Origin of the sequence: Streptomyces pimonensis (assembly GCF_041380215.1) — a bacterium.
Classification (GTDB): domain Bacteria; phylum Actinomycetota; class Actinomycetes; order Streptomycetales; family Streptomycetaceae; genus Streptomyces; species Streptomyces pimonensis.
Window position 1 is genome coordinate 209583 of record NZ_JAHWZY010000002.1, and the last position, 22185, is coordinate 231767.

At 72.3% G+C, this 22185-nt stretch carries 23 protein-coding genes, 1 tRNA gene and 1 pseudogene; 11 read left to right on the forward strand and 14 right to left on the reverse strand.

The genetic code is table 11. The features are described 5' to 3' along the window. Window positions 1-31: 31 nt before the first annotated feature. Window positions 32-1111: pseudogene (locus KYY02_RS03505) on the forward strand (styrene monooxygenase/indole monooxygenase family protein); the annotation flags it as partial. Here the strand turns inward: KYY02_RS03505 and KYY02_RS03510 are convergent. From KYY02_RS03510 to KYY02_RS03550, 9 genes are all read right to left on the reverse strand, one after another. Further along, window positions 1075-2238: a C40 family peptidase gene (locus KYY02_RS03510; RefSeq protein WP_371235896.1), complete on the reverse strand. Its 1164-nt coding sequence runs from the start codon at window positions 2236-2238 to the stop codon at window positions 1075-1077. The pseudogene KYY02_RS03505 and the gene KYY02_RS03510 sit on opposite strands and share 37 nt — an antisense overlap. 103 nt (window positions 2239-2341) lie before the next feature. Beyond that, window positions 2342-2653: a DUF8847 domain-containing protein gene (locus KYY02_RS03515; protein WP_371235897.1), complete on the reverse strand. Its 312-nt coding sequence runs from the start codon at window positions 2651-2653 to the stop codon at window positions 2342-2344. Window positions 2654-2831: 178 nt separating this feature from the next. Continuing rightward, window positions 2832-3485, reverse strand: a complete 654-nt coding sequence (locus tag KYY02_RS03520) for a TetR/AcrR family transcriptional regulator (RefSeq protein WP_371235898.1) — start codon at window positions 3483-3485, stop codon at window positions 2832-2834. A gap of 244 nt (window positions 3486-3729) precedes the next feature. After that, window positions 3730-4668: an AurF N-oxygenase family protein gene (locus KYY02_RS03525; protein WP_371235899.1), complete on the reverse strand. Its 939-nt coding sequence runs from the start codon at window positions 4666-4668 to the stop codon at window positions 3730-3732. 112 nt (window positions 4669-4780) lie between these two features. Next, on the reverse strand, window positions 4781-5284 hold the full coding sequence (locus KYY02_RS03530; protein WP_371235900.1) for a DUF3291 domain-containing protein: 504 nt from the start codon (window positions 5282-5284) through the stop codon (window positions 4781-4783). A 45-nt stretch (window positions 5285-5329) separates the two neighbouring features. After that, a complete protein-coding gene (locus KYY02_RS03535) occupies window positions 5330-6808 on the reverse strand; it encodes a penicillin-binding transpeptidase domain-containing protein (protein ID WP_371235901.1) in 1479 nt (492 codons plus the stop codon). 37 nt (window positions 6809-6845) lie between these two features. Then, window positions 6846-8207 carry an FtsW/RodA/SpoVE family cell cycle protein gene (locus tag KYY02_RS03540; RefSeq protein WP_371235902.1) on the reverse strand — a complete coding sequence of 454 codons (1362 nt, stop codon included), beginning with the start codon at window positions 8205-8207 and terminating at the stop codon, window positions 6846-6848. 43 nt (window positions 8208-8250) lie between these two features. Further along, window positions 8251-8925 carry an SH3 domain-containing protein gene (locus KYY02_RS03545; RefSeq protein ID WP_371235903.1) on the reverse strand — a complete coding sequence of 225 codons (675 nt, stop codon included), beginning with the start codon at window positions 8923-8925 and terminating at the stop codon, window positions 8251-8253. Between the two features lie 117 nt (window positions 8926-9042). After that, entirely contained in the window at window positions 9043-9540 is a 498-nt protein-coding gene (locus KYY02_RS03550) for a protein-tyrosine phosphatase family protein (protein WP_371235904.1), read from the reverse strand. Window positions 9541-9640: 100 nt separating this feature from the next. Between KYY02_RS03550 and KYY02_RS03555 the strand changes: the two genes are divergently transcribed. From KYY02_RS03555 to KYY02_RS03565, 3 genes are all read left to right on the forward strand, one after another. After that, window positions 9641-10444 carry a nuclease-related domain-containing protein gene (locus tag KYY02_RS03555; protein WP_371235905.1) on the forward strand — a complete coding sequence of 268 codons (804 nt, stop codon included), beginning with the start codon at window positions 9641-9643 and terminating at the stop codon, window positions 10442-10444. A 251-nt stretch (window positions 10445-10695) separates the two neighbouring features. Then, the gene (ku, locus tag KYY02_RS03560) at window positions 10696-11748 is read left to right on the forward strand and encodes a non-homologous end joining protein Ku (protein ID WP_371235906.1); all 1053 of its coding nucleotides are present in this window, start codon (window positions 10696-10698) and stop codon (window positions 11746-11748) included. 552 nt (window positions 11749-12300) lie between these two features. Then, window positions 12301-13152: a class I SAM-dependent methyltransferase gene (locus KYY02_RS03565; protein WP_371235907.1), complete on the forward strand. Its 852-nt coding sequence runs from the start codon at window positions 12301-12303 to the stop codon at window positions 13150-13152. A 524-nt stretch (window positions 13153-13676) separates the two neighbouring features. On the opposite strand, the gene KYY02_RS03570 is transcribed toward KYY02_RS03565, so the two are convergent. After that, window positions 13677-13898 (reverse strand): CarD family transcriptional regulator, encoded by a 222-nt coding sequence (locus KYY02_RS03570; protein ID WP_371235908.1) that lies wholly within the window; start codon window positions 13896-13898, stop codon window positions 13677-13679. Between the two features lie 448 nt (window positions 13899-14346). On the opposite strand from KYY02_RS03570, the gene KYY02_RS03575 reads away from it, so the two are divergent. After that, complete coding sequence (locus tag KYY02_RS03575) at window positions 14347-14730, forward strand: DUF6083 domain-containing protein (protein ID WP_371235909.1); 384 nt, start codon at window positions 14347-14349, stop codon at window positions 14728-14730. 51 nt (window positions 14731-14781) lie between these two features. On the opposite strand, the gene KYY02_RS03580 is transcribed toward KYY02_RS03575, so the two are convergent. Beyond that, window positions 14782-14949, reverse strand: a complete 168-nt coding sequence (locus KYY02_RS03580; protein ID WP_371235910.1) for a hypothetical protein — start codon at window positions 14947-14949, stop codon at window positions 14782-14784. A 430-nt stretch (window positions 14950-15379) separates the two neighbouring features. Between KYY02_RS03580 and KYY02_RS03585 the strand changes: the two genes are divergently transcribed. Then, window positions 15380-16609, forward strand: a complete 1230-nt coding sequence (locus KYY02_RS03585; protein WP_371235911.1) for an HNH endonuclease — start codon at window positions 15380-15382, stop codon at window positions 16607-16609. Between the two features lie 86 nt (window positions 16610-16695). Here KYY02_RS03585 and KYY02_RS03590 read toward each other — a convergent pair whose 3' ends face one another. Beyond that, entirely contained in the window at window positions 16696-16887 is a 192-nt protein-coding gene (locus KYY02_RS03590) for a hypothetical protein (RefSeq protein ID WP_371235912.1), read from the reverse strand. A gap of 9 nt (window positions 16888-16896) precedes the next feature. After that, entirely contained in the window at window positions 16897-17745 is an 849-nt protein-coding gene (locus tag KYY02_RS03595) for a helix-turn-helix domain-containing protein (RefSeq protein ID WP_371235913.1), read from the reverse strand. Window positions 17746-18000: 255 nt separating this feature from the next. Here KYY02_RS03595 and KYY02_RS03600 point away from each other — a divergent pair, with 255 nt between their 5' ends. Together KYY02_RS03600 and KYY02_RS03605 are read left to right on the forward strand one after the other, a co-directional pair. Further along, on the forward strand, window positions 18001-18414 hold the full coding sequence (locus KYY02_RS03600) for an ATP-binding protein (protein WP_371235914.1): 414 nt from the start codon (window positions 18001-18003) through the stop codon (window positions 18412-18414). Window positions 18415-18461: 47 nt separating this feature from the next. Continuing rightward, window positions 18462-18806: a winged helix-turn-helix transcriptional regulator gene (locus KYY02_RS03605; RefSeq protein WP_371235915.1), complete on the forward strand. Its 345-nt coding sequence runs from the start codon at window positions 18462-18464 to the stop codon at window positions 18804-18806. Window positions 18807-18836: 30 nt separating this feature from the next. On the opposite strand, the gene KYY02_RS03610 is transcribed toward KYY02_RS03605, so the two are convergent. Next, window positions 18837-18908, reverse strand: a tRNA-Arg gene (locus KYY02_RS03610). Window positions 18909-19022: 114 nt separating this feature from the next. Here KYY02_RS03610 and KYY02_RS03615 point away from each other — a divergent pair. The 3 genes from KYY02_RS03615 to lysA all read left to right on the forward strand — a co-directional run bounded on the left by KYY02_RS03615 (window position 19023) and on the right by lysA (window position 22031). Beyond that, the gene (locus KYY02_RS03615) at window positions 19023-19529 is read left to right on the forward strand and encodes a response regulator (protein ID WP_371235916.1); all 507 of its coding nucleotides are present in this window, start codon (window positions 19023-19025) and stop codon (window positions 19527-19529) included. A 79-nt stretch (window positions 19530-19608) separates the two neighbouring features. Then, a complete protein-coding gene (gene nrtL, locus KYY02_RS03620) occupies window positions 19609-20619 on the forward strand; it encodes an ArgS-related anticodon-binding protein NrtL (protein ID WP_371235917.1) in 1011 nt (336 codons plus the stop codon). Window positions 20620-20639: 20 nt separating this feature from the next. Beyond that, a complete protein-coding gene (lysA, locus tag KYY02_RS03625; protein ID WP_371235918.1) occupies window positions 20640-22031 on the forward strand; it encodes a diaminopimelate decarboxylase in 1392 nt (463 codons plus the stop codon). Window positions 22032-22185 lie beyond the last annotated feature (154 nt).

The following is a 22185-nucleotide window of genomic DNA, read 5'->3' on the forward strand; positions in this document are numbered from 1 at the left end:
CCCGGTCCGCGGCGGCGACCGCAGACCCGCCCGGGTCCGCCCCTACTCGCTCACCGGCGGTCGTACCCGCTTCGGCCACGTCCTGCTCGTCGAGACGTTCGTCGGCGCCACCGCCGCGCTCGAGGCCGCCGAGGAGCGCAAGGAGCTGACGAACGGCAACCTGGCCTCCCGCGTGACGCCGGAGATGCGGGCCATCGTCGTACTGTGCCGCCGTATGCGCACGGTGGCCGAGATCGCCGCGCTGCTGAGGATGCCGCTCGGTTACTTCTCCCGCACGTACGACCTCGTGCTCGTCTCGGCCGGCAAGGGCGAGCTGGTGCAGATGTTCGCCCGCGACGCGGAGCGGTCCCCGTACAGCGAGCCGCAGCGCGCCCTCGCGGTGGCCTACGTCCACGGCCTCGGCCCGCGTCCGGAGCACCCGGACATGGAGGCGGTCCGCTGCAACCTGGTCCCCGGGGTCGGCGAGATGTTCGTCATGCCGACGTTCACCACCTCGGGCCGCGCCGACATCCTGTTCTGGGAGGGTGTCCCCGGCGGCCCGCTGGACGCCTTCGAGGACGTCAGGGACCCCGCGGAACACCTCTCCCTGACCCTGGAACCCATGGAGAGGTTCCTCCCCTGGGAGTACGCGCGGGCCACCGAGGTCGAACTGACCGACGCCGGCGGCACCCTCGCCGGCCGCTACGCCCCCACCGTCCGCAACCCGGTCGGCCGACTGCCCTCCGGCGGCCTCGTCCTCGGCGTCGCCGACGTGGTCGTCGCCGACGACCCGATCACCGGCCAGGGCTCCAACTCGGCGTCCAAGTGCGCCGCCTTCTACCTCGCCTCGATCCTGGAGCACGGGGAGGAGGAGTTCGACGAGGCCTGGATGCAGGCGACCTTCGACCGCTACTGGGAGACGGCGCGGCACGTCACCAAGTGGACGAACGCCATGCTCGGCCCGCCGCCGGAGCACGTCCTGAACCTGATCGGCGCGGCCGGACAGCTCCAGCCGGTCGCCGACCGCTTCGCCAACGGCTTCAACGACCCGGCCGACTTCGAGAACTTCTTCTACGACCCGAAGAAGACCGGGGGCTACCTGATGGAGGTCTCGGGCGCGTCCGGCGCGTGACCGGAGGCGTACCCCTCGTCGGACCCCTCCGCCGCCCCTCCGGGGAGCTCCGGCGGCACGTACCGCGGCACGGGCTCCGCGGCCGGGTCGGGGCGCACGGCGCCCAGCACCGGGTTGGCCGCGATCGGTGAGACCTTGATCCGCGCGCCGGGGCGGGGCGCCTGCACCACCTTGCCGTCGCCGAGGTAGAGGGCGACGTGCGTGGCCTCCGGGAAGTACACGACGAGGTCCCCCGGCCGCAGCTCCGCCAGCGGCACCCGCTCCAGCCGCGCCCACTGCTCCTGGCTGGTACGGGGGATCGGCGTCCCGGCGGCGGCCCAGGCCTCGGACGTCAGCCCCGAGCAGTCGTACGCGGCGGGCCCCTCCGCACCCCACTCGTACGGCTTCCCGAGCTGCTCCACGGCGTGGCGCACGGCCCGCTCGCCCGCAGCCGAGGGAGGAGTGCCGCCGCTGCCCAGCGCGCCGGAGGTCACCAGCTCCTCCTGTGCCTCGGCCACCGTCTCCCGCTCCAGCTCGGCCAGCGCGGCGAGCTGTTCGGCGGTGAGCGAGGCGAGCAGTTCCTCGACCGCGTGGAGCCGTTCGAGGACCTCGTCCCGCTCCTTCCTGCGCCGCTCGGTGAGGGCGAGCCGGGCGTCGAGGGCCTTGCGCGCCCGGCGGGCCAGTGCGCCGGCCTCCTTCTCGTCGCCGGTCAGCCGGACCACCGTCCGGGCCCGCTCCCGCGCCATCCGCCCGATCACGTGCTCCTGGTCGAGCGCGCGCCGCGGATCGCGCGCGAGCAGCAGCCCCAGGTAGGGGGAGAGGCCGCTGACGCTCTGGTACTGCTGGCGGGCCAGCCGTCCGGCCGCGCCCCGGCTGTCGTGCAGGGAGTGCCGGGTACGGGCGAGGGCCCGCTCCAGCCGCTCGGTCTCGGCGCGCTGCCTCTTCAGCCGTTCCTCGGTGGCGTTGTAGGTCTCGGTGGCCTTCCCGGCCTCCCGGTACAGGGCCTGAAGCTCCGTCAGCAGCTCGGCGACGGAACGCTCGCCGGTGCCGCCACCCGGCTCCGGAACGGCCGCCGCGGGCGCGGGGGCGAGGACGGCCCCGGCCGCCAGCGCCGCCGTGCACACCAGACGCAGAAGCTTTCCTGACATACCATCACCTCCGACGCGGGGCGGCTCGTCCGCTCCGCACCGCGAGCATCGGGCGGGTGTGCGCGGCCCGCTCGCCGAGTGTGCGCGGTTCGGCGCAACCCGGTCACCCGTCGGCGTCGTCCGGCTTGCCCTTCGGCGTGGCGTCTGGATCGGGCGCGGCCCTCGACCACGGCCACCTCCGGCGGCCGGCCTGCCCCGTGGGGTCGTACAGGTACTTCCAGCCCCGTGTCAGCCCGGTCCGCGCGCCCCGGGCCCGGGGCACCCGTCGGTAGACCAGCACGGTGGGCGGGCCGCCGTCCGGGGCGGGGACGGGGATGCGGTACGTCTTCGGCGGGTGCCCGGTGATGCCCAGCAGCACGGGCAGGACGCGCCCGTCCATGGGCCCGCCCTCGAACGGGGTGTCTTCGCTCTTCACGCCCCCAGTGTCGGCGACGCGCGGTCCGTCAGAGGTCCGTGGCCAGTGCCTGCACCAGCGCGTCGGTCTGCGTGTCGCGCCGTGCGGTCACCGCCGGCACCGCCACGAACTGCTCCACGAGCCGGTCCTGCGGTTCGTCCGGCGGGGGACGCCCCCGGTGTCGGCGGCGCGCGGTCCGTCAGAGGTCCGTGGCCAGTGCCTGCACCAGCGCGTCGGTCTGCGTGTCGCGCCGTGCGGTCACCGCCAGCACTGCCACGAACTGCTCCACGAGCCAGTCCCGCAGTTCGTCCGAAGGCGGCTGCTTGTCCTCGTCGAGCCAGATCAGCGAGGCCGCCTCCACTGCGGTGATCCACATCCGGATCGTCATCCGCAGCCGGGGTCCGGGCTCGGCGACCCCGAGGTGGCTGAGGATGTGCTCGGCGGCGGTCCGCCGCACGCCGTCCACGATGGCGGTCGTACGGGAGGTCTCCACGACGCTCCCGCCCTGGAGCAGCGCGCTGAACCCGGTGTCGTGCAGGTCGACGAAGGCGAGGTAGCGGTCGAGGGCCCGGGACAGCCGGGGCAGCAGCGGACCCTCGTGCGGCTCGTCGAAGCAGTGCCGCAGCTCGTCGGCGGCGGACATCAGGGCCACCTCGTACAGTTGCTGCTTGCCGCCCGGGAAGTACCGGTACACCAGGGGGCGTGACACGCCGGCCGCCTCCGCCACGTCGTCCAGGGAGATGTCCTCCGGGGCGCGGTGGGCGAAGAGGGACAGCGCGGCCTCGAGCAGCTGGCTGCGGCGTTCCTCGACGCTGAGTCGCCGGTAGGCGGGGGTGGGGACCTGCGGGGTCATGCCCGCAGGGTATCCGCCCGCCCGTCCGCACGAGCAGCCCCGACGACCGCCGCGGTTTCCCTCCGGCGGCGGGCCTGCCGGTGCGGTCGTTCCGGCGGCGTGTCTGTCCGGGCCGGTGGCCCGGACGACCGCCGCGGTCTCCGTCCGGAGCCGTGTGGCGCGTCGGTGCGGTCGGGGCTGTGTCCGAGGGGGCCCGTCGTGCGGCGGTGGGTTTGCCGGTGCGGTCGCTTCGTCGTCGCGTCCGCTACGCGAGCAGCCCCGACGACCGCCACAGCTTCCGTCCGGCGCCGCGCAGCACGCCGATGTCGTCGAGGAAGTCGGTGAGTCTCCTCGCCCCCTGCTGCATCACGTCCCGGCGGTGGGCGCTCGCCCTGACCTGGGTGACGGCCTTCCGTCTGTCCAGGCCGACGCTCGTGTAGACCTCGGGGTTCACGAAGGCCACGGAGAACGCTCGGGCGAACTCCCCGGAGGTGACCCGGGTGAACTCCTGCGACCACCTGGGCGCGGTCACCATCTGGCGCCGCAGCTCCTCACGGGCGTAGCGCACGTGCCGCGCCTCCTCCACGACATGGATGCGCGTGACGCCCCGGACCAGCGGCTGGACCCGCTCGTCCGGGAAGGTCAGCCGCTGCATCCAGTCCAGGACCTCCTCACCGAGCAGGGTCGCGGTGAAGGAGCCGGGGGTGGTGGAGATCGTCTTGAAGAGCCGGCCGAGGTTCTGGTGGACGCGGCCCACCGGGTACCAGGGGGTGCCGACGCGAGTGATCAGCCGGGCGAACATCCTGGAGTGCCGGCACTCGTCCTCGATCTCGGTGAGCGCGTAGCGCACGTGCGCGCTCGTGGCGGCCTTGTCGTAGACGTGCCGGACCAGCAGCTGCATCAGGATCAGCTCGAACCAGATGCCCAGCGAGGCGAGCGCCGCCGCCTCGTGCCGGGAGAGCAGGAGGCGCTGCTCCTCGCTCATCCGCCGCCACATCGGGGTGCCGTACAGCGACACCAGCTCCGGCGGCCAGAACCACTTGCCCTCCTCGAAGGGCGCCTCCCAGTCCAGCTCCTCGTCCGGGTCGAAGGAGTGCCTGGCGGACGCGTCGAGCAGCCGCTGGGCCACCTGTTCCCGGTCCTTGAGCGGCCCGAGCGCGTCCCGCAGGCCATCGAGCGCGTCGGTTTCCGGCAGGGTCGTCATGACGGTTCCACCTCGGGGGCGTCTCGGGTTACCGGCGGGTCACCCACTTATGAGACTGCCTGTCAGCAAGGCCGTCAATCCCCCGCGCGCGACTCGTCGATGGCCACCGCCGCTACGCCGAGCAGCCCAGACCCTCCGGCACCTCGCCGACCAGGGGCTCCGCGCCTCCCGCCGGGAACGCCGTGCGCAGGGTGAAGGCGTACGGGGTCGGACCGTGGGTGCGCAGGTGAAGGAGACGGGACTCGGCCTCCGCGACCGTCGGGCGGTGGCCCGCCGGGACCCACCACAGCGCCACCATCGCCTCCCCGACGCGCTCGAACCACTCCCTGCGCCGGGCCGGCATCTCGCGGTGGCGTCCCTGGTACATGAACCCCGTCAGGGAACCGGCGCCCCGCCACACCGACATGTTGATGATCAGCCAGGAGTCGCCGAAGACGGCGATGTCCGTGGCGTCGCCCCCTTCGCTCCGCAGGCGCCAGACGAAGCCGTCGGCGGCGTCGGCGTCCGCGTTCACCGGGTCGAGGTGGTCGACGAAGTCCTTCAACTGCGGGGAATCCAACGGGGCTTTCAGGCGGGCGATGTTCACCTGGGCGAGTTCGTACGCGATCTCGGTCATGTACGGAACGCTAGGCCGGGAAGGCGATGGTCCGGCGCCCCCGTCTCACCGGGCGGTCCGCTCACTCCAGGAGTTCAGCACCGCCTCCATCACCGCCCGCGCGATCGGCGCCGCCGTCCCGCCCCCGCTGATCTCCCGCCGGTTCGCCGCCGCGTCCTCGACCACCACCGCCACCGCCACCTTCGCCTCCATGTCCGCACCGCCCTGCGCCCAGGAGATGAACCAGGCGTACGGCGTACCGGAGTTGCCGAGACCGTGCTGGGCGGTACCGGTCTTGCCGCCGACGATCGCACCGGGGATCGCCGCCTTCGTGCCGGTGCCGTCCTCCACCACGCCCCGCATCAGCTCCCGCATCCGCACCGCCGTCGCCGGATGCATGGCCCGCCGCACCGGACGCGAACCCGCCGCCGACACCGTGCCGCCGCCCGCCCGTGTGGTCCGCTCCACCAGATACGGCTCCCGCACCTGTCCGCCGCTCGCCACGGCCGCCGCGACCGTCGCCATCTGCAGCGGCGTCGCCCGGGTGTTGTACTGCCCGATCGACGACAGCGCGAGCTGCGCCCGGTCCACCGTGGTGTCGAAGGTGCTGCGCGCCACCCGGAACGGGACGCGTACGTCCGGGTCGTTGAAACCGAATTTCCCGGCCGTCGCCCCCATCCTCGCCGCCCCCGTGCCCACCCCCAGCCCGGCGAACACCGTGTTGCAGGACCAGACGAACGCCTCCCGCACCGTGGCGTCCTCACAGCCCCGGGACCCGTTGGTCAGCCGGGTCCTCGTCCCCGGCAGGGTGTACGGGTCGGGGGAGTCGGTCGGCTCGTCCAGGTCCTTCACCACGCCCGCGTCCAGCGCTGCCGCGGCGGTGACCACCTTGAACGTCGAACCCGGCGGGTACGTCCGCTGCACCGCCCGGTTCAGCATCGGCCGGTCCGGATCGGCGTTCAGCCGCGCCCAGGCGTCCCGTGCCGTCGCGCCGTTGCCGGACAGCAGCTCCGGGTCGTACGACGGGAGCGACACCAGCGCCAGGATCCGGCCGGTCGCCGGCTCCACCGCCGCCACCGCGCCCTTCCGTGAGCGCAGCCCCTCGTACGCCGCCCGCTGCGCCGCCGGATCGATCGTGGTCACCACGTCGCCGCCCGCGCTGCGGGAGCGCGTGAACTCGTTCCACAGCGGCAGCGGCGCGAGCAGCGGGGCGGTTCCCGACAGCAGCGCGTCCTCCGTGTGCTCCAGCAGCGTCGTCCCGTACTCCTGCGAGGCGAAGCCGGTCACCGGGGCGTACAACGGCCCTTCGCGGTACGTCCGTTCGTAGCGCAGCTGCTCCCCGGTGTCCCGTGAGCCGGTGACCGGCCGCCCGTCGACCAGGATGTCGCCGCGAGGCTGCTGGTAGCGGGCGATGGCGGCCCGGCGGTTGGCCGGGTTGCTGTCGTAGGCGTCGGCCCGCAGCACCTGGACGCGGGCGGCGTTCACCAGCAGAGCCAGCAGCAGCAGGGCGCAGAACAGCGCGGCGTGCCGGATGTGCCGGGTCACCGGACCGCGCCTCCACCGCCGCGCCGGACGCGCCGGCTCACCGGACGGCACCCCCGTCGCCCTGCCGCCGCGCGGAGTCGCTCAGCCGCACCAGCAGCGCCACGATCGCCCAGTTGGTCACCACCGACGAGCCGCCCTGCGCCAGGAAGGGCATCGCCATCCCGGTCAGCGGGATCAGCCCGGTCACCCCGCCCGCGATCACGAACACCTGGAGCGCCACGAGCGAGGCGAGGCCCACCGCGAGCAGTTGTCCGAAGGGGTCGCGCAGGGCCAGCCCCGCCCGGTAGCCGCGCTCCACCAGCAGCCCGTAGAGCAGGAAGATCGCGGACAGGCCGGCCAGGCCCAGCTCCTCGCCGGCCGTCGCCAGGATGAAGTCGGACTTGACCGCGAAGCCGATGAGCACCGAGTGCCCGAGCCCGAGCCCGGTGCCGAGCGTCCCGCCCTCCGCGAAGGCGAACAGGGACTGGGCGAGCTGGTTCGGGCCCTCGCCCGCCTCGATGGAGCCGAACGGGTGCAGCCAGGTCTCGATCCTGTGGTGCACGTGCGGCTCCAGCCGGCCCACCGCCACCGCCCCCAGGGAGGCCAGCAGCAGTCCCACCGCGATCCAGCCCGTGCGGCCGGTGGCGACGTACAGCAGGACCACGAACAGGCCGAAGAACAGCAGTGAGGTGCCGAGGTCCCGCTCCAGCACCAGCACGCCCACACTGACCAGCCAGACGGCGACGATCGGGCCGAGCACCCGCCCGGTGGGCAGCCGCAGCCACCGGACGCGGCGGCCGGCGTAGGTGAGGGCGCCCCGGTTCGCGGCGAGGTACGCGGCGAAGAAGACCGCCAGCAGCACCTTCGCGAACTCCCCGGGCTGGATGGAGAAACCGGCGACCCGGATCCAGATCCTGGCCCCGTTCACCGCCGGGAAGAAAATCGGGACCGTCAGCAGCACCAGCGCGGTGGTGACGCAGACATAGGCGTAGTTCTGGAGCACCCGGTGGTCGCGCAGCACCAGGACGACCACGGTGAACAGCGCCACGCCCAGCGTCGACCAGACCAGCTGGGTCGGGGCCGCCGGATCGCCCGGCGTCTCCAGGTCGAGCCGGTAGATCAGCACCAGGCCGAGGCCGTTGAGCAGCACCCCGATGGGGAGCAGCACCGGGTCGGCGTACGGGGCGCGCCAGCGCACCGCCAGATGGGCGACCAGCGCGAGCACGCCGAGCCCGGCGCCGTAACCGGCGGCGCCGGGCGGGACGGTGCCGTTCCTGGCGAGGCCGACGGCGCAGTAGCCGTACACCGACAGCAGGACGGCCAGGACGATCAGGGCGAGTTCGACGCCGCGGCGCCCGGTGGGGCGGACGGTGGGCGCGGGCGGATCCGCCGTCGCCGGGGTGATGCCGACCTTGCTCATGCCGGGAACTTACCCAAAGAGGACGCTTTGTGTGCTTTGATCATCAGCACCAGCGTGGCGCGGGACCGATGTTGTCGATGTGGGCGGCCGACCCCCAGGCCCAGGTGCCGTCCGTGAGGAGGTACCAGAGCGGGTTGCCGTTCACCTTGTCGCCCGGGACCTTGCAGAAGATCGAGACGACGTCGCCCTTGTGGGCGTACCGGATGATCTGGGAACCCCGGTCCGGGGCGCTGCGCAGGGCCAGGGACGGCGCCGTGACGACGCCCTTGTACTGGCCCTGGTCGCCGTGGTTGCCGCCGGCCGGGTTGTTGAAGCCGCTGTTGCCACCTTGCTGGTGGGCGTTGCCGCCTTGCTGGTTCCCGCCCTGCTGGTTGCCGTTGCCACCTTGCTGGTGGGCGTTGCCGCCTTGCTGGTTCCCGCCGCCCTGCTGGTTTCCGTTGTCCGGCGGGTAGGCGTTGCCACCCTGCTGGTTTCCGCTGCTGCCTTGCTGGTGGCCGTTGCCGCCTTGCTGGTTACCGCCTTGCTGGTGGGCGTTGCCGCCCTGCTGGTTGCCGACCTGCTGGTTTCCGTTGCCGCCCTGCTGGGTCCAGTTCCCCTGACCGCCGCCCTGGTTCGGGTCGTCGGCGGCGACGGCGGGGGTGACGGCGGTCGCGACCGCCAGGGCCCCGGTGGCGAGAGCTATGGGCAGGCGGCGGGTGAGCGGGGAACGCAGGGACATGGCAGTACCTCCACATGCGAGGAAAGCGGGTCGAAGGAGACTTATCGCCACACTAGGAGCGCCCTTCCGTGCCCGCCCGCCCTGCTGCGCCATCGGGGACGGCACCGCCCACCCCGCCTACTCCTCCAGTAACCGTGCCGTGGTCAGCCCGGCACGGAGGTAGTCGACGAACAGGTCGTTGTGCAGGGCCCAGGGCGAGCGGCGGGAGCGGATCAGCCGGATCGCCGCCTCGGCGGTCCCGCCCTGCCGCATCAATGCGTGCGCGACCACCAGGCCCGAGCGGTTGTACCCGTGGTAACAGCGCACGAGGACCGTACGGCCGCCGTCCAGCGTCTCGCACACCGCTTCGGCCAGCCGGATCACGCCCGCGAGCTGTGTCCCGTCCAGCGGCCCGTCGGGGATCGGCCACACATGGTGCTCGACCCCGGGATCCGGCCCGTGCCCGGGCAGCCGCAGCAGCGTCTGCACAAGATCGAACCGGTGGTTCACCACGGCGGACTCCAGCCGGCCGGAAAGGCCCCGGAACTCGTGTCCGCCCATCCACAGGCCGGGCACGATCTCGTTCCACGGAGTGTCCGGAGCCGGTACGTCGGGTTGCTTCCCGCGGGTACGCAACGGCGCCTCCCCACCCTCACCGCCCAGCTTCTCTCCAAGACAAACGGCTTCTTGCCCCTGGAGCATCCCTCCTGTTCCCATGGATATGGGGTGATGGTGCATGGACGGACTGCGCGTCGTACCGACCTACCGGCACGGCCGGGAGAGGCTGTACGTCTGTCTCCCGGACGGCAGCGACCTCGCCTGGTACGACCGTGAGACGGCCCGGGTGAACCTGCTCGACGGGGACCACGAGGAGGACGTGCTCAACGCACTGGGTCCCCTCCTCACCGGCCCGGTCTCGGTCGGCCCGCCCCCGGTCCCCACCCCCGCCGAGCTGGCCCGTCTGTCCCTGCACCCCGACGACGACCTCGCGCCGAACCGCCCCGGCGAGGCGCTGCTGATCGACCTCGACCGCGCCCCCGGCCCGGCCCACCGGCTCCGCCCCGACCCGCGCCGCAGGGCGCTCGCCGCGGAGCGGGCGGTGGGCGAGGCCCTGGACCGCATGGACGGCGCCGGCTGGCACGCCCTGCACTCGATCCCGCTCCCCGGCGGCGACCGCATCCACCACCTGCTGATCGGCCCCGGCGGTCTGTACGCCGTCCACGCCCTGTACGCCCGCCGGCAGCGGGTGACGGTCGCCGACCCCGGGGTCGGCCTGGGCCGCCACGAACCGCGCCCCCTGCTGCACCGGGTCCGGGCCGACGCCGACCGCGCCTCCTACGCGCTGACGGCCGAGGTCCGCCCGGTGCTCGTCCTGGTCGGCGCGTCGGCCGTGACGGTCCCGGCCCCGCCCCGCGGGGTGCGCGTCCTGACGGACGCCGACGTGGAGGCCCTGGCCCGTACGGGCGGAGTCCTGAAACCGGCCGACACGGAGGCCCTGTACGCGACGGCCCGGGACCGGAACACCTGGGCCCGGCTGTGACCTGCCGGAGCGCCGGGGTCCGCTTCCCGTGAGCGCCGCGGAGTGACCGGGCCTCCCCGTGAGCGTCACGGGGCGGCCCGGGGCGGCCTGAGGTCCCGGCCCCGGGCCGCCCGGCGCGGCACCTCCTGCGGGGTACCGGGCGCGAGCCGTCGCCCCTCGTCCCGGCGACGTGCATCATAAGATGGAAATATCTCGCAAAAGGCGACAAACGCCCCGAAGGTGATCGGCGGGCGACCGGGAAGGTGCCGCACATGAGATCCATCTGGAACGGCGTGATCTCGTTCGGCCTGGTCAGAGTCCCGATCAAGCTCGTGAACGCCACCGAGAGCCACGCGGTCCCCTTCCGCGAGATCCACACGGAGGACGGCGGCCGGATCCGCCACCGCAAGTTCTGCGAGCTGGAGGACCGCGAGGTCACCGCCCAGGAGATCAGCAGGGGCTACGAGGAGGCGGACGGCACGATCATCCCGATCACCGACGAGGACCTGGCCCACCTGCCGATCCCCACCGCCAGGACGATCGAGATCGTCACCTTCGTCCCCGAGGACAGCATCGACCCGCTCCAGCTGGGCGCCGCGTACTACCTGGCGGCGGGCAGGGCGCCGGCCGCCCGGCCCTACACGCTTCTGCGGGAGACCCTGAAGCGCGGCAACAGGGTGGCCATCGCGAAGTTCGCGCTGCGGGGCAGGGAGCGCCTGGGCATGCTCCGCGTGGTTGGCGAGGCGATCGCCCTGCACGGTCTGCTCTGGCCGGACGAGGTCCGCGCCCCCGAAGGGATCGCCCCCGACGCGGACGTCACCCTCCACGACAAGGAGCTGAACCTCGCGGACACCCTGATGGACGCCCTCAGCGAGGTCGGCCTGGAGGACCTGCGCGACGGATACCGCGAGGCGGTGGAGCAGGTCGTCGCCGCCAAGATCTCCGGCAAGGCCCTGCCCGAGGCGCCCGAACCGGAGCGCGGCGTCGAGGTCCTGGACCTGACGACGGCCCTGGAGCGGAGCGTCCGCGCGGTCCGCGGTGAGCCGGCGGAGCCCGAGGCCGAGCGGCCGCCGCGGCGCAGGACGTCCCGCCCGTCCACCGGGGGAGCCGGCGGCGGGAAGGCCCCGTCGACGGCGGAGAAGAAGACGGCGTCCTCGGCTCGGAAGCCGACACCGACACCGACACCGACACCGAGGACGAGCCGGTCGGGGAAGAAGACGACGGCGAAGAGCACGGCCAAGAGCGCGCCCGAGGACACGGCGGGGGACACGCCCTCGAAGAAGACCCGGGCGACGAGGACGACGTCCCGCAAGCGCTCGGCCTGACCCGCCGCGGAACCGCCGCCACACGCCCGCCCGCACCCGCGTGCGTCGCGCCGACTCCCCGACGTCCCGCACGTCTCTGGCGAGCAGCCGGACGGCGGCCAGCAGCCGCACCCGGCGATCCGCGCGTACCCGGCGATCGCGCACGTACCCGGCGAAGTCACCGTCCCCGGGCCGCACCCGGGACGAACGCGCCGGGCGGAAAGGGGAGTGCGCCACGCCCGTGACGGCGGGCCGGCGCATCCCGGCACCCGTGTTCGACGTCTTCCTCCAGGGCTGTGCTTCGATGTGCGCGACCCGCGGAACCCGTACGCACGGCGAGGCTGCCGGGTCGCACGGGACGTCCGGGACACCGGGGGAGGGCATGACCGAGGAAGCCTCCCCGCAGGGGATCGGAAGGGCCGCTCCTTCGCCCACCGCAGGAGATCCACCGCGTGCCGCCGGCCGGCGAACCCTTCGCCGGCCGGGGAACGCAGCGGGTCGTCGCTCCACAGGACGATCCGCCCGAGCGATGAGAGGCCCCGCGGGACGCCCCCGCACGGCACCATGGACCGTATGGCCGACAACCGGATCGTGAACACCCACCAGTCCGAGGCGTGGAACGGCTACGAGGGCCGGCACTGGGCCGACCACCAGTCCCGCTACGACGCCCTCAACGACCCCACCAACGCCCCGCTCCTGGCCGCCGCCCGCATCCGGGAGACCGACAGCGTCCTCGACATCGGCTGCGGCAACGGACGCCTCACCCGCCTGGCCGCCCGCACCGCCGCCCGCGCCGTAGGAGTCGACCTCTCCGCGCCCATGCTGGAACGCGCCCGCGCGAGCGCCGCCGCGGAACACCTCGCCAACGTCTCCCACCTCCGGGCCGACGCCCAGGTGCACCCGTTCGAGGAGGCCGCCTTCGACGTCGCCCTGAGCCGCTTCGGCATCATGTTCTTCGCCGACCCGGTCGCCGCGTTCACGAACATCGGACGCGCCCTGCGGCCGGGCGGACGTCTGGCCTTCGTCTGCCCGCAGTCCGTCGACAGGATGGACCAGTCGGTCGTCTTCGCGGCCGTCGCCGAGCACGTGACCCTGCCCGACTTCTCCGAGAGGACGGAGACCGGCCCCGCCGCCTTCGCGGACCCGGAACGCACCACACGCGTCCTGGGAGGAGCCGGGTTCGAAGCGATCGGCGCCGAACCACTCGAAGTGCCGCAGATGTGGGGCACGGACGCCGCGGACGCCGCCGCCTTCCTCTTCGGCTGGGGCCCCATGCGCCACTGGCTGCGCGACGCCGCCCCCGAGGCCGTCGACCGCGCCCGCCTGGCCGCCACCGACGCCTTCCGCGCCTACGAGACGGAGGACGGCGTACGCCTCACGGCCTGCCACTGGCTGGTGACCGCGACCTGGCCGGGACCCGCGTGACCCACCGGACCGCGGACCCCCGCCCCGCCCGGCGCCTCCACCACCGCCCTGTTCCCGCCCGGCGCCCGGTCGGCCTCCCCGCACCGTCCTACAGTGGCCCGGGGCGACGACGGCGTAGTACGGGGGCGAGTGCTGTGCGATCAGGCGGGACCCGACGAACGGGCGTGGCCGCCCTGCTCTGCGCCGTCGCCACCGACGCGTGACCGGGCTCATCCGCTTTCCAGCGGGTGAGCCCGGTCACCTCCGGCACCGCCGGACCACCGTCACGGACGGCGACCGGCCGCCTTGGGCCGTACCGCACCCGCATCCGGAAACGGCTCCGGACCGTCCTCCGGGCGGAGATGTTCGTCGTCCCCGAAGTCCGGGGCGCGGAAGGGATGTGTCGCCGGAGGCGGAGCCACTGCGGAAGCAGGGCGAGGCGCTCCTTCCGGAGCGGAGAACTGAAAGGTCAGATCGATGAGGGGGCTCCCATTCATGGCGAGTCCCCGGGGGGACCCGACGTACTGTGACCGGATACAGCGGTCCTACAGCTTGGTCATCTTGGAGTACGGGCTCAGGATCCGCCGTTCCGCCGAGCCGAAGTTCACGACCGCGGCGATCCCCTCCTCGATACCGGTGACCCGGCCGAGGCCGTACATGTCGTGCGTGACCTGGTCGCCCACGGCGAACTGCTTGGGAGGCAGCGCGACCGGGGCCTTGAAGGGGCTGGTGGGCAGGTGGCGTTTGGGCGCAGCAGACTTTGTCATTGCCTCCAGTATGCGCCCATCACGGGCGCAGGGAGTCGGAGATGCCCGGGGAAATCAGCGGATCAGGCCCCCGTCAGGTCTCCTCCTGCCCGCGCACCCCCCGACCGTCCGGGCCTCTGACCTGCGCCGGGACGGCTACGTGAGGGCGGGGGATCCGTGATGAGCATGTCCTTCGACACTGGCGGCGGGACACTGCGGAACCCGTCCAACGGAGCCTGCCGCCTCCCCAGGAGCCGAGCGGGTTCCCGCACGACCGCGATGCACGCCGATCGTTCCGGCCGGCCCGCAAGGGCCGAAGGTCCGCTGCGTCTCGGCCGTGTGCCGTCGTCCGTCGGTTGCCGACCACACCTGCCGTGTCGTCCCGCGTCCCGCCGGCGGACTCCTGCCCCAGACGTCCCGTCCGGTTCGCGCCCTACGCCCGGGCCGCCGAGCTGGCGACCCTCATGGTATGGGGGTTCTGGAGGAGGAGCCGAGGCGGCTGGGCGGTGGACGGTTCCGCTGCCCGTACTGCGGGCTGCCGCAGGAGCGGGCGACGACGCTGGAGCACGACTGGGTGCTGCTGGAACCGGACATGAACCCACTGGCCCACACCGTGCCGGCGGAGCACCGCTGGATCGAGCTGTCCGACGGACGGGTGACGGTCTACGGAGTGTGCCCGCCGGACCAGTTCCAGCGCTGCCGCATCGAGCACCGCCTCGCCTGCCCGGAACAGCCTCTGCCGGACCTGTGGCGATGGCTGACGACCCTGAGGGAGGAGAACGCCCGGCAAGCGGCCCGGCAGGAGGACCCGGAACCGTCTCTGCCGCCCGAGGAATGGCCGGACGCCGGCTGACGCCCAGCAGGTCACCCTGCCGGCCGAGGGGCCGCGCACCGAGGAGTGCCCTTACTGCGTCGCGTCGCAGCTCATACAGCGGCTCACAGCCGTCCGCTCGGTGTTGCCCTGGGTGGCGCGGAGCGGGCTGGAGGGAGCGAGGCGACGCCATGCCCCGGGCGAGGGGGTGAGCACCCAGCCGTAGAGGGGCGGCCGGATGTCGGCCGGGACGATGTGCATGCAGCCCGGAAGGTGGGCCTTGCCGCTGGCGTGGATGATGATCGAGGCCGCCGGCCAGCCGTCCCATTCACTGGTGGCAGGCGCGCTACCGTGAGGTGCGCGCGGAGCGCCGCAATCGGCGCAGTTGTGCATTTCATGACGCTCGCAGTACTGCATCGTCCTCACCCCGTCGGGTCTCGAACTGTCGCTCGGTGCGCTCGAGCCGCCCTCGGTACCGGTGCGCGAAGTCATACCCGGTCGGCTCGGTTCCTCGGTCCATCGGTCCATCGCGGTGCATCGGTCTCGAATCCTCCCAGACGGTGCCTCGGTGCGGGCCCGACACCACCAACAGCGACGCACAGCCGCATCCCTGCTCGCCGAGGAACACCGCCCCACCTCCTGCGCGTCACAATCGCATGGATTGTCATACTGTCCGACTAGCCTTCGGCGTATGGGACTTGGCGACATCAGGTACGAGGACGTCATCGCGGCGACCGAGGAGTTCCGCCGTCTGGGCCGGGACGACTTCCTCCGGACGTACGGCTTCGGGCGAGCCAGGTCGTACGAGCTGGTCCTGGACGGCCTTCGCTACGACTCGAAGGCCATTTCCGGTGTCGCCCACGGGTATGCCACGGGCGACTTCCTGAGCGCGGGGGACTTCAGCGGCGGTGCGGCCACGGTGGCGCGACGCCTGCGCGAGCTCGGCTTCGTGGTGGAGACCGGGGAGATGCCCCTCGACCGCTCCGCCCTGCTGGAGCGCCTCCGGAAACTCAAGGTCTCCCGCGGCCCCGGGAACCCGGCCCCCAGCCGTCACCAGCCGCTGAGCCTCCTGTGGGCGATATCCCGCGAAGCCGACGAACGGCCCCGCATGACCCCGTGGCCACGGTTCCGGGACGAGGTCGGCCCGCTCCTGGTCGAGTTCGGCCTCCCCAACGCGAAGGCCACGCCGGAGTACCCGTTCTGGCACCTCCGGGGCAGCGGACTGTGGGAGGTTCAGGGCATACCCACCGAGGCGGCCGAGGAGATGCCGAAGGTGAGCGTCCTCGACGCGCACCACCCGCAGGCGGGCTTCAAGGAGGAGGTCGTCGGCCTCCTCCGGGACCCGGTGACCCGCCTCGACGCCATCGCCGCGATCTGCGAGACGTATCTCCAGGACGTCGACCACCAGGCCCTCCTCGAGCGAACAGGCCTGGACGGATACACCACAGCCGGCAGCCTGGTGAACCCGTCGGAGGACGGGAGCGGCGGTGCCGCCATGGACCGGTACGGGCGGGCGACCGGCCCCGCACCGCGCCGTGACACGACCCGCTCCGTCATCGTCCGCGACGGCTCCCTGGCCAGGAAGGTCAAGGAGCTCGAGGGCGACCGGTGCCAGATCTGCGACACGGCGCTCCGCTACCTGAACCGCCCGTACAGCCAGGCGGCGCACATAAGAGGCCTGGGCAGGCCCCACCACGGCCCCGACGAACTGCGGAACCTCCTGTGCCTGTGCGCCAACTGCCACGTCCTCTTCGACGGCCTGGAGATCTACGTCGATCCCGACGGCCTGGTCAGGGACACGAGAGGCGGCAGAGAACCCCGCCCGCTCCGCCGCGACCCCGGACATCCGCTGGACGAGGCGCACATCGCCTATCACCGCAGTCTGTGCAACCTCAACGCTCGCAAGCCTGCCGTCGGCTGACTTGGCCCAGGGACGAGGCCGGACAGCCGCCCGAGGTCACCGAACGCGCGGGAACCGTGTCCCTCGGCGACGGCGCGCTGCGGGCCCTACAGCAGGTGGTCGGCCTTACCGGCCTTGATGTCGGTGATGAGGGTGCGCAGGGCTTCGAGGGAGTCGGTGAGAGGGTTCTCCTCCTGACCGGCGACAGCTATGTACCCGTTGCCGTCGGCGTCGGTACCGAGACGGAAGCAGGAACTGCCCTCGGCGCAGAACGGGGCTTCCCAGACGATGTCGGGCATCGGTACTCCTCATAGTTGGCGTGAGATGTCACGAACGAAGTCTCTGGACTGCTCTGGCGGCAGAGCCAGACTTTCCAACAGATCGAGTTGCGCCCGGTATTTCGCCAACTGGCCTTCGGCGTGGAGGAAGGTGGGTCCGTGGGAGCTGTCCACCTGCACCGTATCGAGCTGCGGAACGGGCCCTTCGATGTGGACGACCGTCTGCCCGGCACCAGGGAAGGCGCCGTGGGCGAAGGGCAGAACGAGCACGGTGACATTGTCCCGCTCAGAGACTTCCAGAAGGTACTCCAACTGGGCGCGGGCCACGTCGGCGCCGCCGAACTGCATCCGGAGTGCCGCCTCGTGGATGACCGCGACGTACGGGACCGCCCTGTCGCCGGTGATCACCTGTTGGCGTTCGGCACGCAGCGCAAGTCGCAGAGCAACCTCGTGCTCGGGCAAGGCAGGAACCGCAGCCCGGAAGATGGCCATCGCCTGTTCCGAGGTCTGGAGCAGGCCGGGTACGTGCACGGTGTTGGCGCCGCGCATGCGCACCGCGTGGCTTTCCGCCTCCGCGATGTCCAGCAAGCCCTGAGGCAGGATGCCTCGGTAGCGCTCCCACCAACCCGTACTCGCCTGAGCCATCTCGACGAGCGCCTCGATGTACGTCTCATCGGTCACATCGCAGTTGCAGGCCAATGTGCGCAGGCGGTCGGCGCTGATACCCCGGACTCCGGACTCGATGTTGGAGATTTTGCCTCGGTCCACACCCAGTAGGCCCGCCGCGAACTCTGCGGACATCCCTGAGGCGGTACGGATGCGCCGCAGCTCGCTTCCCAGCCGCTTCTGTCGTTCTGTGGGGGTCGTCCTCGGGGGCATCGGGATTCCTTCCATCCGGGGCAGGGGCCGCTCGGCGGCACTCGGAGACCGCCCTACCTCTCCGTGGTGAATTCTCTTGAGTGCGTGGGAAATTTACCACCGGCTGCTCTACTGTCAGTATCGCGCAAGCTACGCACCGCAATGCCGGAAGTGCACCGCGCGAGCATGCCCGCCTGCCCTGGGACGGGTGTGCCCGCGACCAGGGCGGTAGGCCACCGGCGACCTTAAAACCCTTGCACAGCAATGGAGTTCGTCATGCCCGAGATCCCCCTGGTGCCTGTCCACTGGCGCTTCCCCGCCCATCCCGCCTCCGTACGAAGGGCCCGCCACGCCGTCGCCGAATCGCTGCCGCACGTCCTCCGCCCGCACCTGGGCGACGACCTGGGCCTGTTGACCTCCGAACTGGTCACCAACGCCATCCGTCACGGGGCTTGCCGGGAGGACGAGGACCTCATCGAACTCGTGCTGTGGCCCGCCGACGGACACTACTGGCTCGCCGTCTCCGACCCCGGCACCGGCAAACCCGCACTGGCCCACCCGGACACGGACTCCGAGAACGGCCGGGGCCTGCTCCTCGTCGACCGCCTCGCCGCCGCCTGGACCGTCCGTCCCCGCCCCACACGCGGAACATCCGTGGTCGCGGGCCTCTCCTTCCGCCAAGGCGGCTGACCCAGCGGAACGGTCGGCCGCGCCGGTCGGACAGCACGGCCCTACCCGTGCTGTCCGACCGGCTGGCCCAACTCGATGGAACCGGAGTCGTCGAACGCGACCATCGACCAGGCCGGCCACCGAGAGTGCGCCACGAACTCGTCTCAAGTGGACACCGCCTCGGCCTTGTCCTCCGGGCTCTGCGCGACTGGAGGCGGAGACCTCAACACAAGACGGCGGAACTGAGACCAGCTGTGCGACAAGCCCTCTTCACCGACCGGCCGACCAGCCGTCTCACCTGTGGCAAGGCCCAAGAATCCGTCCGCACTTGGCCCTCGGCCCCGGCACAAGGCTGCTCCAAGCGGTGTACGCCTGCACATACGCGAAGACCCCGGCCTCAGCGTTTCCGCTGATGACGGGGTCTTCGGGCACCTCATGCTGGGTGCCCCCGGCAGGATTCGAACCTGCGCACACGGCTCCGGAGGCCGTTGCTCTATCCCCTGAGCTACGGGGGCGTGTCCTCCGCGCGGTGATCGCGGCGACGGGTAGAACACTACCAGCTCCCCGGAGGTGGTCATGAACCCGTTTCCGCAGGAGGCGTCAGCGAGGCGGGGTCGGTCCGGAGCGCGGTGGCTCGCCCGTGCGGGGTGGAATGGGGGAAACGCCGGACGCGGTGGCCGGGGGCGACCTACTCTCGAGTTGTGCCAGGCACGCCGGGCCGGGTCCTTGTCGTGGACGACAACAAGGTCATCCGGCAGTTGATCAGGGTCAACCTCGAGCTGGAGGGCATCGAGGTCGTGACCGCGGCCGATGGTGTCGAGTGTCTGGAAGTCGTCCATCGGGTGCGGCCCGACCTCGTCACCCTGGATGTCGCCATGCCGCGGCTCGACGGGCTCCGGACGGCCGCCCGGCTGCGCACCGATCCCCGGACCGCTCACCTTCCGCTCGTCATGGTCAGCGCCTGCACCCGGTACGAGATCGAGAGCGGGCTCGACGTGGGGGTGGACGCCTTCCTCGCCAAGCCCTTCGATCCCGCGGAGCTCGTCCGGACCGTCCGGCGGCTGGTCCTCGGTCCCCTCGGACGTGTGCGCGGGTCCGGGGACGCCGAGCCTGCCGCCGGGCACGCGGGAGGATGAGACCGGCGGCCGTCCACATCTCGGGACCGTGGTCCAACTCATTCGGCTACCCACCCCCCTCCTCCCCTACGCTTGTCCCGTGACCCCCGTCGAGCTCTCCCGCACCGTGCTGCACGCGGTGCGCCGTGCCGTCGACGAGGGGGAGCTGAGGGTGTCGGCCCTGCCCGAGCGGGTGCGCGTGACGCCTCCGGGGCCCGGGGGGTGCGGGGACTACGCGACCAGTGTCGCCCTTCAGCTCGCGCGGCCGGCGGGGCAGCCCGCTCAGCGTGTCGCCGAGATTCTCCAGCCCCGCCTCCTGGGGGCCCCCGGCATCAGCGACGTCGTCGTCACCGGGCCCGGGTTCCTCAACATCAGCCTCGCCCGCGCCGGGAGCGCCGGTCTCGTCCGCGAGGTCCTGCGGTGCGGTTCCCGGTACGGGCACGGTGACGCCCTGAGCGGTCACACCGTCCGGCTCCGTGCGGTACCCGAGGTGCGGGCCGTCGTCCAGGCCGAGGCGCTCGGCCGGATCCTCCGGTCCCAGGGCGCCGTCGTGCGCCTCGACGACGAGCACGGTGCCGTCGTGCACCCGGACGACGAGGACGACGAGCGCGCCACCGTCGTGCGGCCCGTTCCCGCGCCCGCCGATCCCTTCCGCCTCGGCCCCGACGCCGCCCACTGGGCCCTGCTGTACCCCGCCCCGCACGACCGGCCCCGGATCGGCGGTGAGCACCTGGTGCAGCGGGAGAGCAACCCCCTCTTCCGCGTCCGGTACGCCCACGCCCGCACCCGGGCGCTCCTGCGCAACGCCGCCGATCTCGGGTTCGGGCCCGAGCCCGGTCCCGTGGCGGAGGACCGGTCGTTGGTCCAGGTCCTCGCCGACCACCCCCGGATCCTCGCGGCCGCCGCCGCCCACCGTGCGCCCGACCGGCTCGCCCGGCAGCTCGTCGCCGTCGCCGATGCCGTGATGCCGCTGCTTCCCGCCGTGCTGCCCCTCGGTGAGGAGAAACCCTCGGCCGCCCACCGCGCCCGGCTCGCGCTCGCCGACGCCGCCGGGACGGTGCTGGCCGGCGGCCTGTCCCTGCTCGGCATCGACGCACCCGACCACCTCTGAGAGAGCCCAGAGAGAAGACCATGAGCCGTTCCGCACACCCCGCCGGGCCCCGTCACGCCGACGTCCTCCCCGAGGGGCACTACTCCGCACCGCCCGCCGACCTCAACGCCCTCGACCCCAAGGTGTGGGCCGAGACCGTCACGCGTGACGAGCACGGTGTGCTCACTGTCGGCGGGATCGACGTCAAGCGGCTCGCCGAGGAGTTCGGCACCCCTGCCTACTTCCTCGACGAGCAGGACTTCCGGGCCCGGGCGCGGGCCTGGCGCACCGCCTTCGGCGGCGACGCCGACGTCTTCTACGCCGGCAAGGCGTTCCTCTCCCGGGCCGTCGTGCGGTGGCTGGACGAGGAGGGGCTGAACCTCGACGTGTGCTCCGGCGGCGAGCTGGCCACCGCGCTGTCCGCCGGGATGCCCGCCGAGCGGATCGCCTTCCACGGCAACAACAAGTCCGTCGCGGAGATCCGGCGGGCCGTCGAGGCCGGGGTCGGGCGGATCGTGCTCGACTCGTTCCAGGAGATCGTCCGCGTCGCGCACGTCGCGCAGGAGCTGGGCAGGCGGCAGCGGGTGCAGATCCGCATCACCGTGGGCGTCGAGGCGCACACGCACGAGTTCATCGCCACCGCCCACGAGGACCAGAAGTTCGGCATCCCGCTGGCCGGGGGGCAGGCGGCGGAAGCCGTGCGGCGGGCCCTGGGGCTCGACGGGATCGAGCTCATCGGGATCCACTCCCACATCGGGTCGCAGATCTTCGACATGTCCGGGTTCGAGGTGGCCGCGCACCGGGTGGTGGGGCTGCTCGAGGACATCCGCGACGAGCACGGGGTCGAGCTGCCCGAGATCGACCTCGGGGGCGGGCTCGGGATCGCGTACACCAGCGACGACGACCCGCGCGAGCCGCACGAGATCGCCAAGGCGCTGACCGAGATCGTCACGCGGGAGTGCGCGGCCGCGCGGCTGACGACCCCCCGGATCTCCGTGGAGCCGGGGCGCGCCGTCGTCGGGCCCACCGCCTTCACGCTCTACGAGGTCGGCACCGTCAAGCCGCTGGAGGGGCTGCGGACCTACGTGTCCGTGGACGGCGGGATGTCGGACAACATCCGGACCGCGCTGTACGACGCCGAGTACAGCGTGGTCCTGGCCTCCCGGGTGTCCGACGCCGAGCCGGTGCTGTGCCGGGTCGTCGGCAAGCACTGCGAGAGTGGTGACATCGTGGTGAAGGACGCCTTCCTGCCGGGGGACCTGGCGCCGGGCGACCTCATCGCCGTGCCGGCGACCGGGGCGTACTGCCGGTCCATGGCCAGCAACTACAACCACGTCCTGCGTCCGCCCGTCGTCGCCGTCCGGGACGGCGAGGCGCGCGCGATCGTGCGGCGGGAGACGGAGGAGGACCTCCTCCGTCTCGACGTCGGATGAGCGGCGATGCCGGACGAGCCGCGATGCCGGACGAACGGCGACGTCGGAGAAGCAGCGATGCCGGACGAGCAGCGACGTCGGATGAGTGACGACAGCCGGATGAGTGAGGACAGGGGGGACCGTGATCGGGCGGCGGAAGATCTTCTGTCTTTCC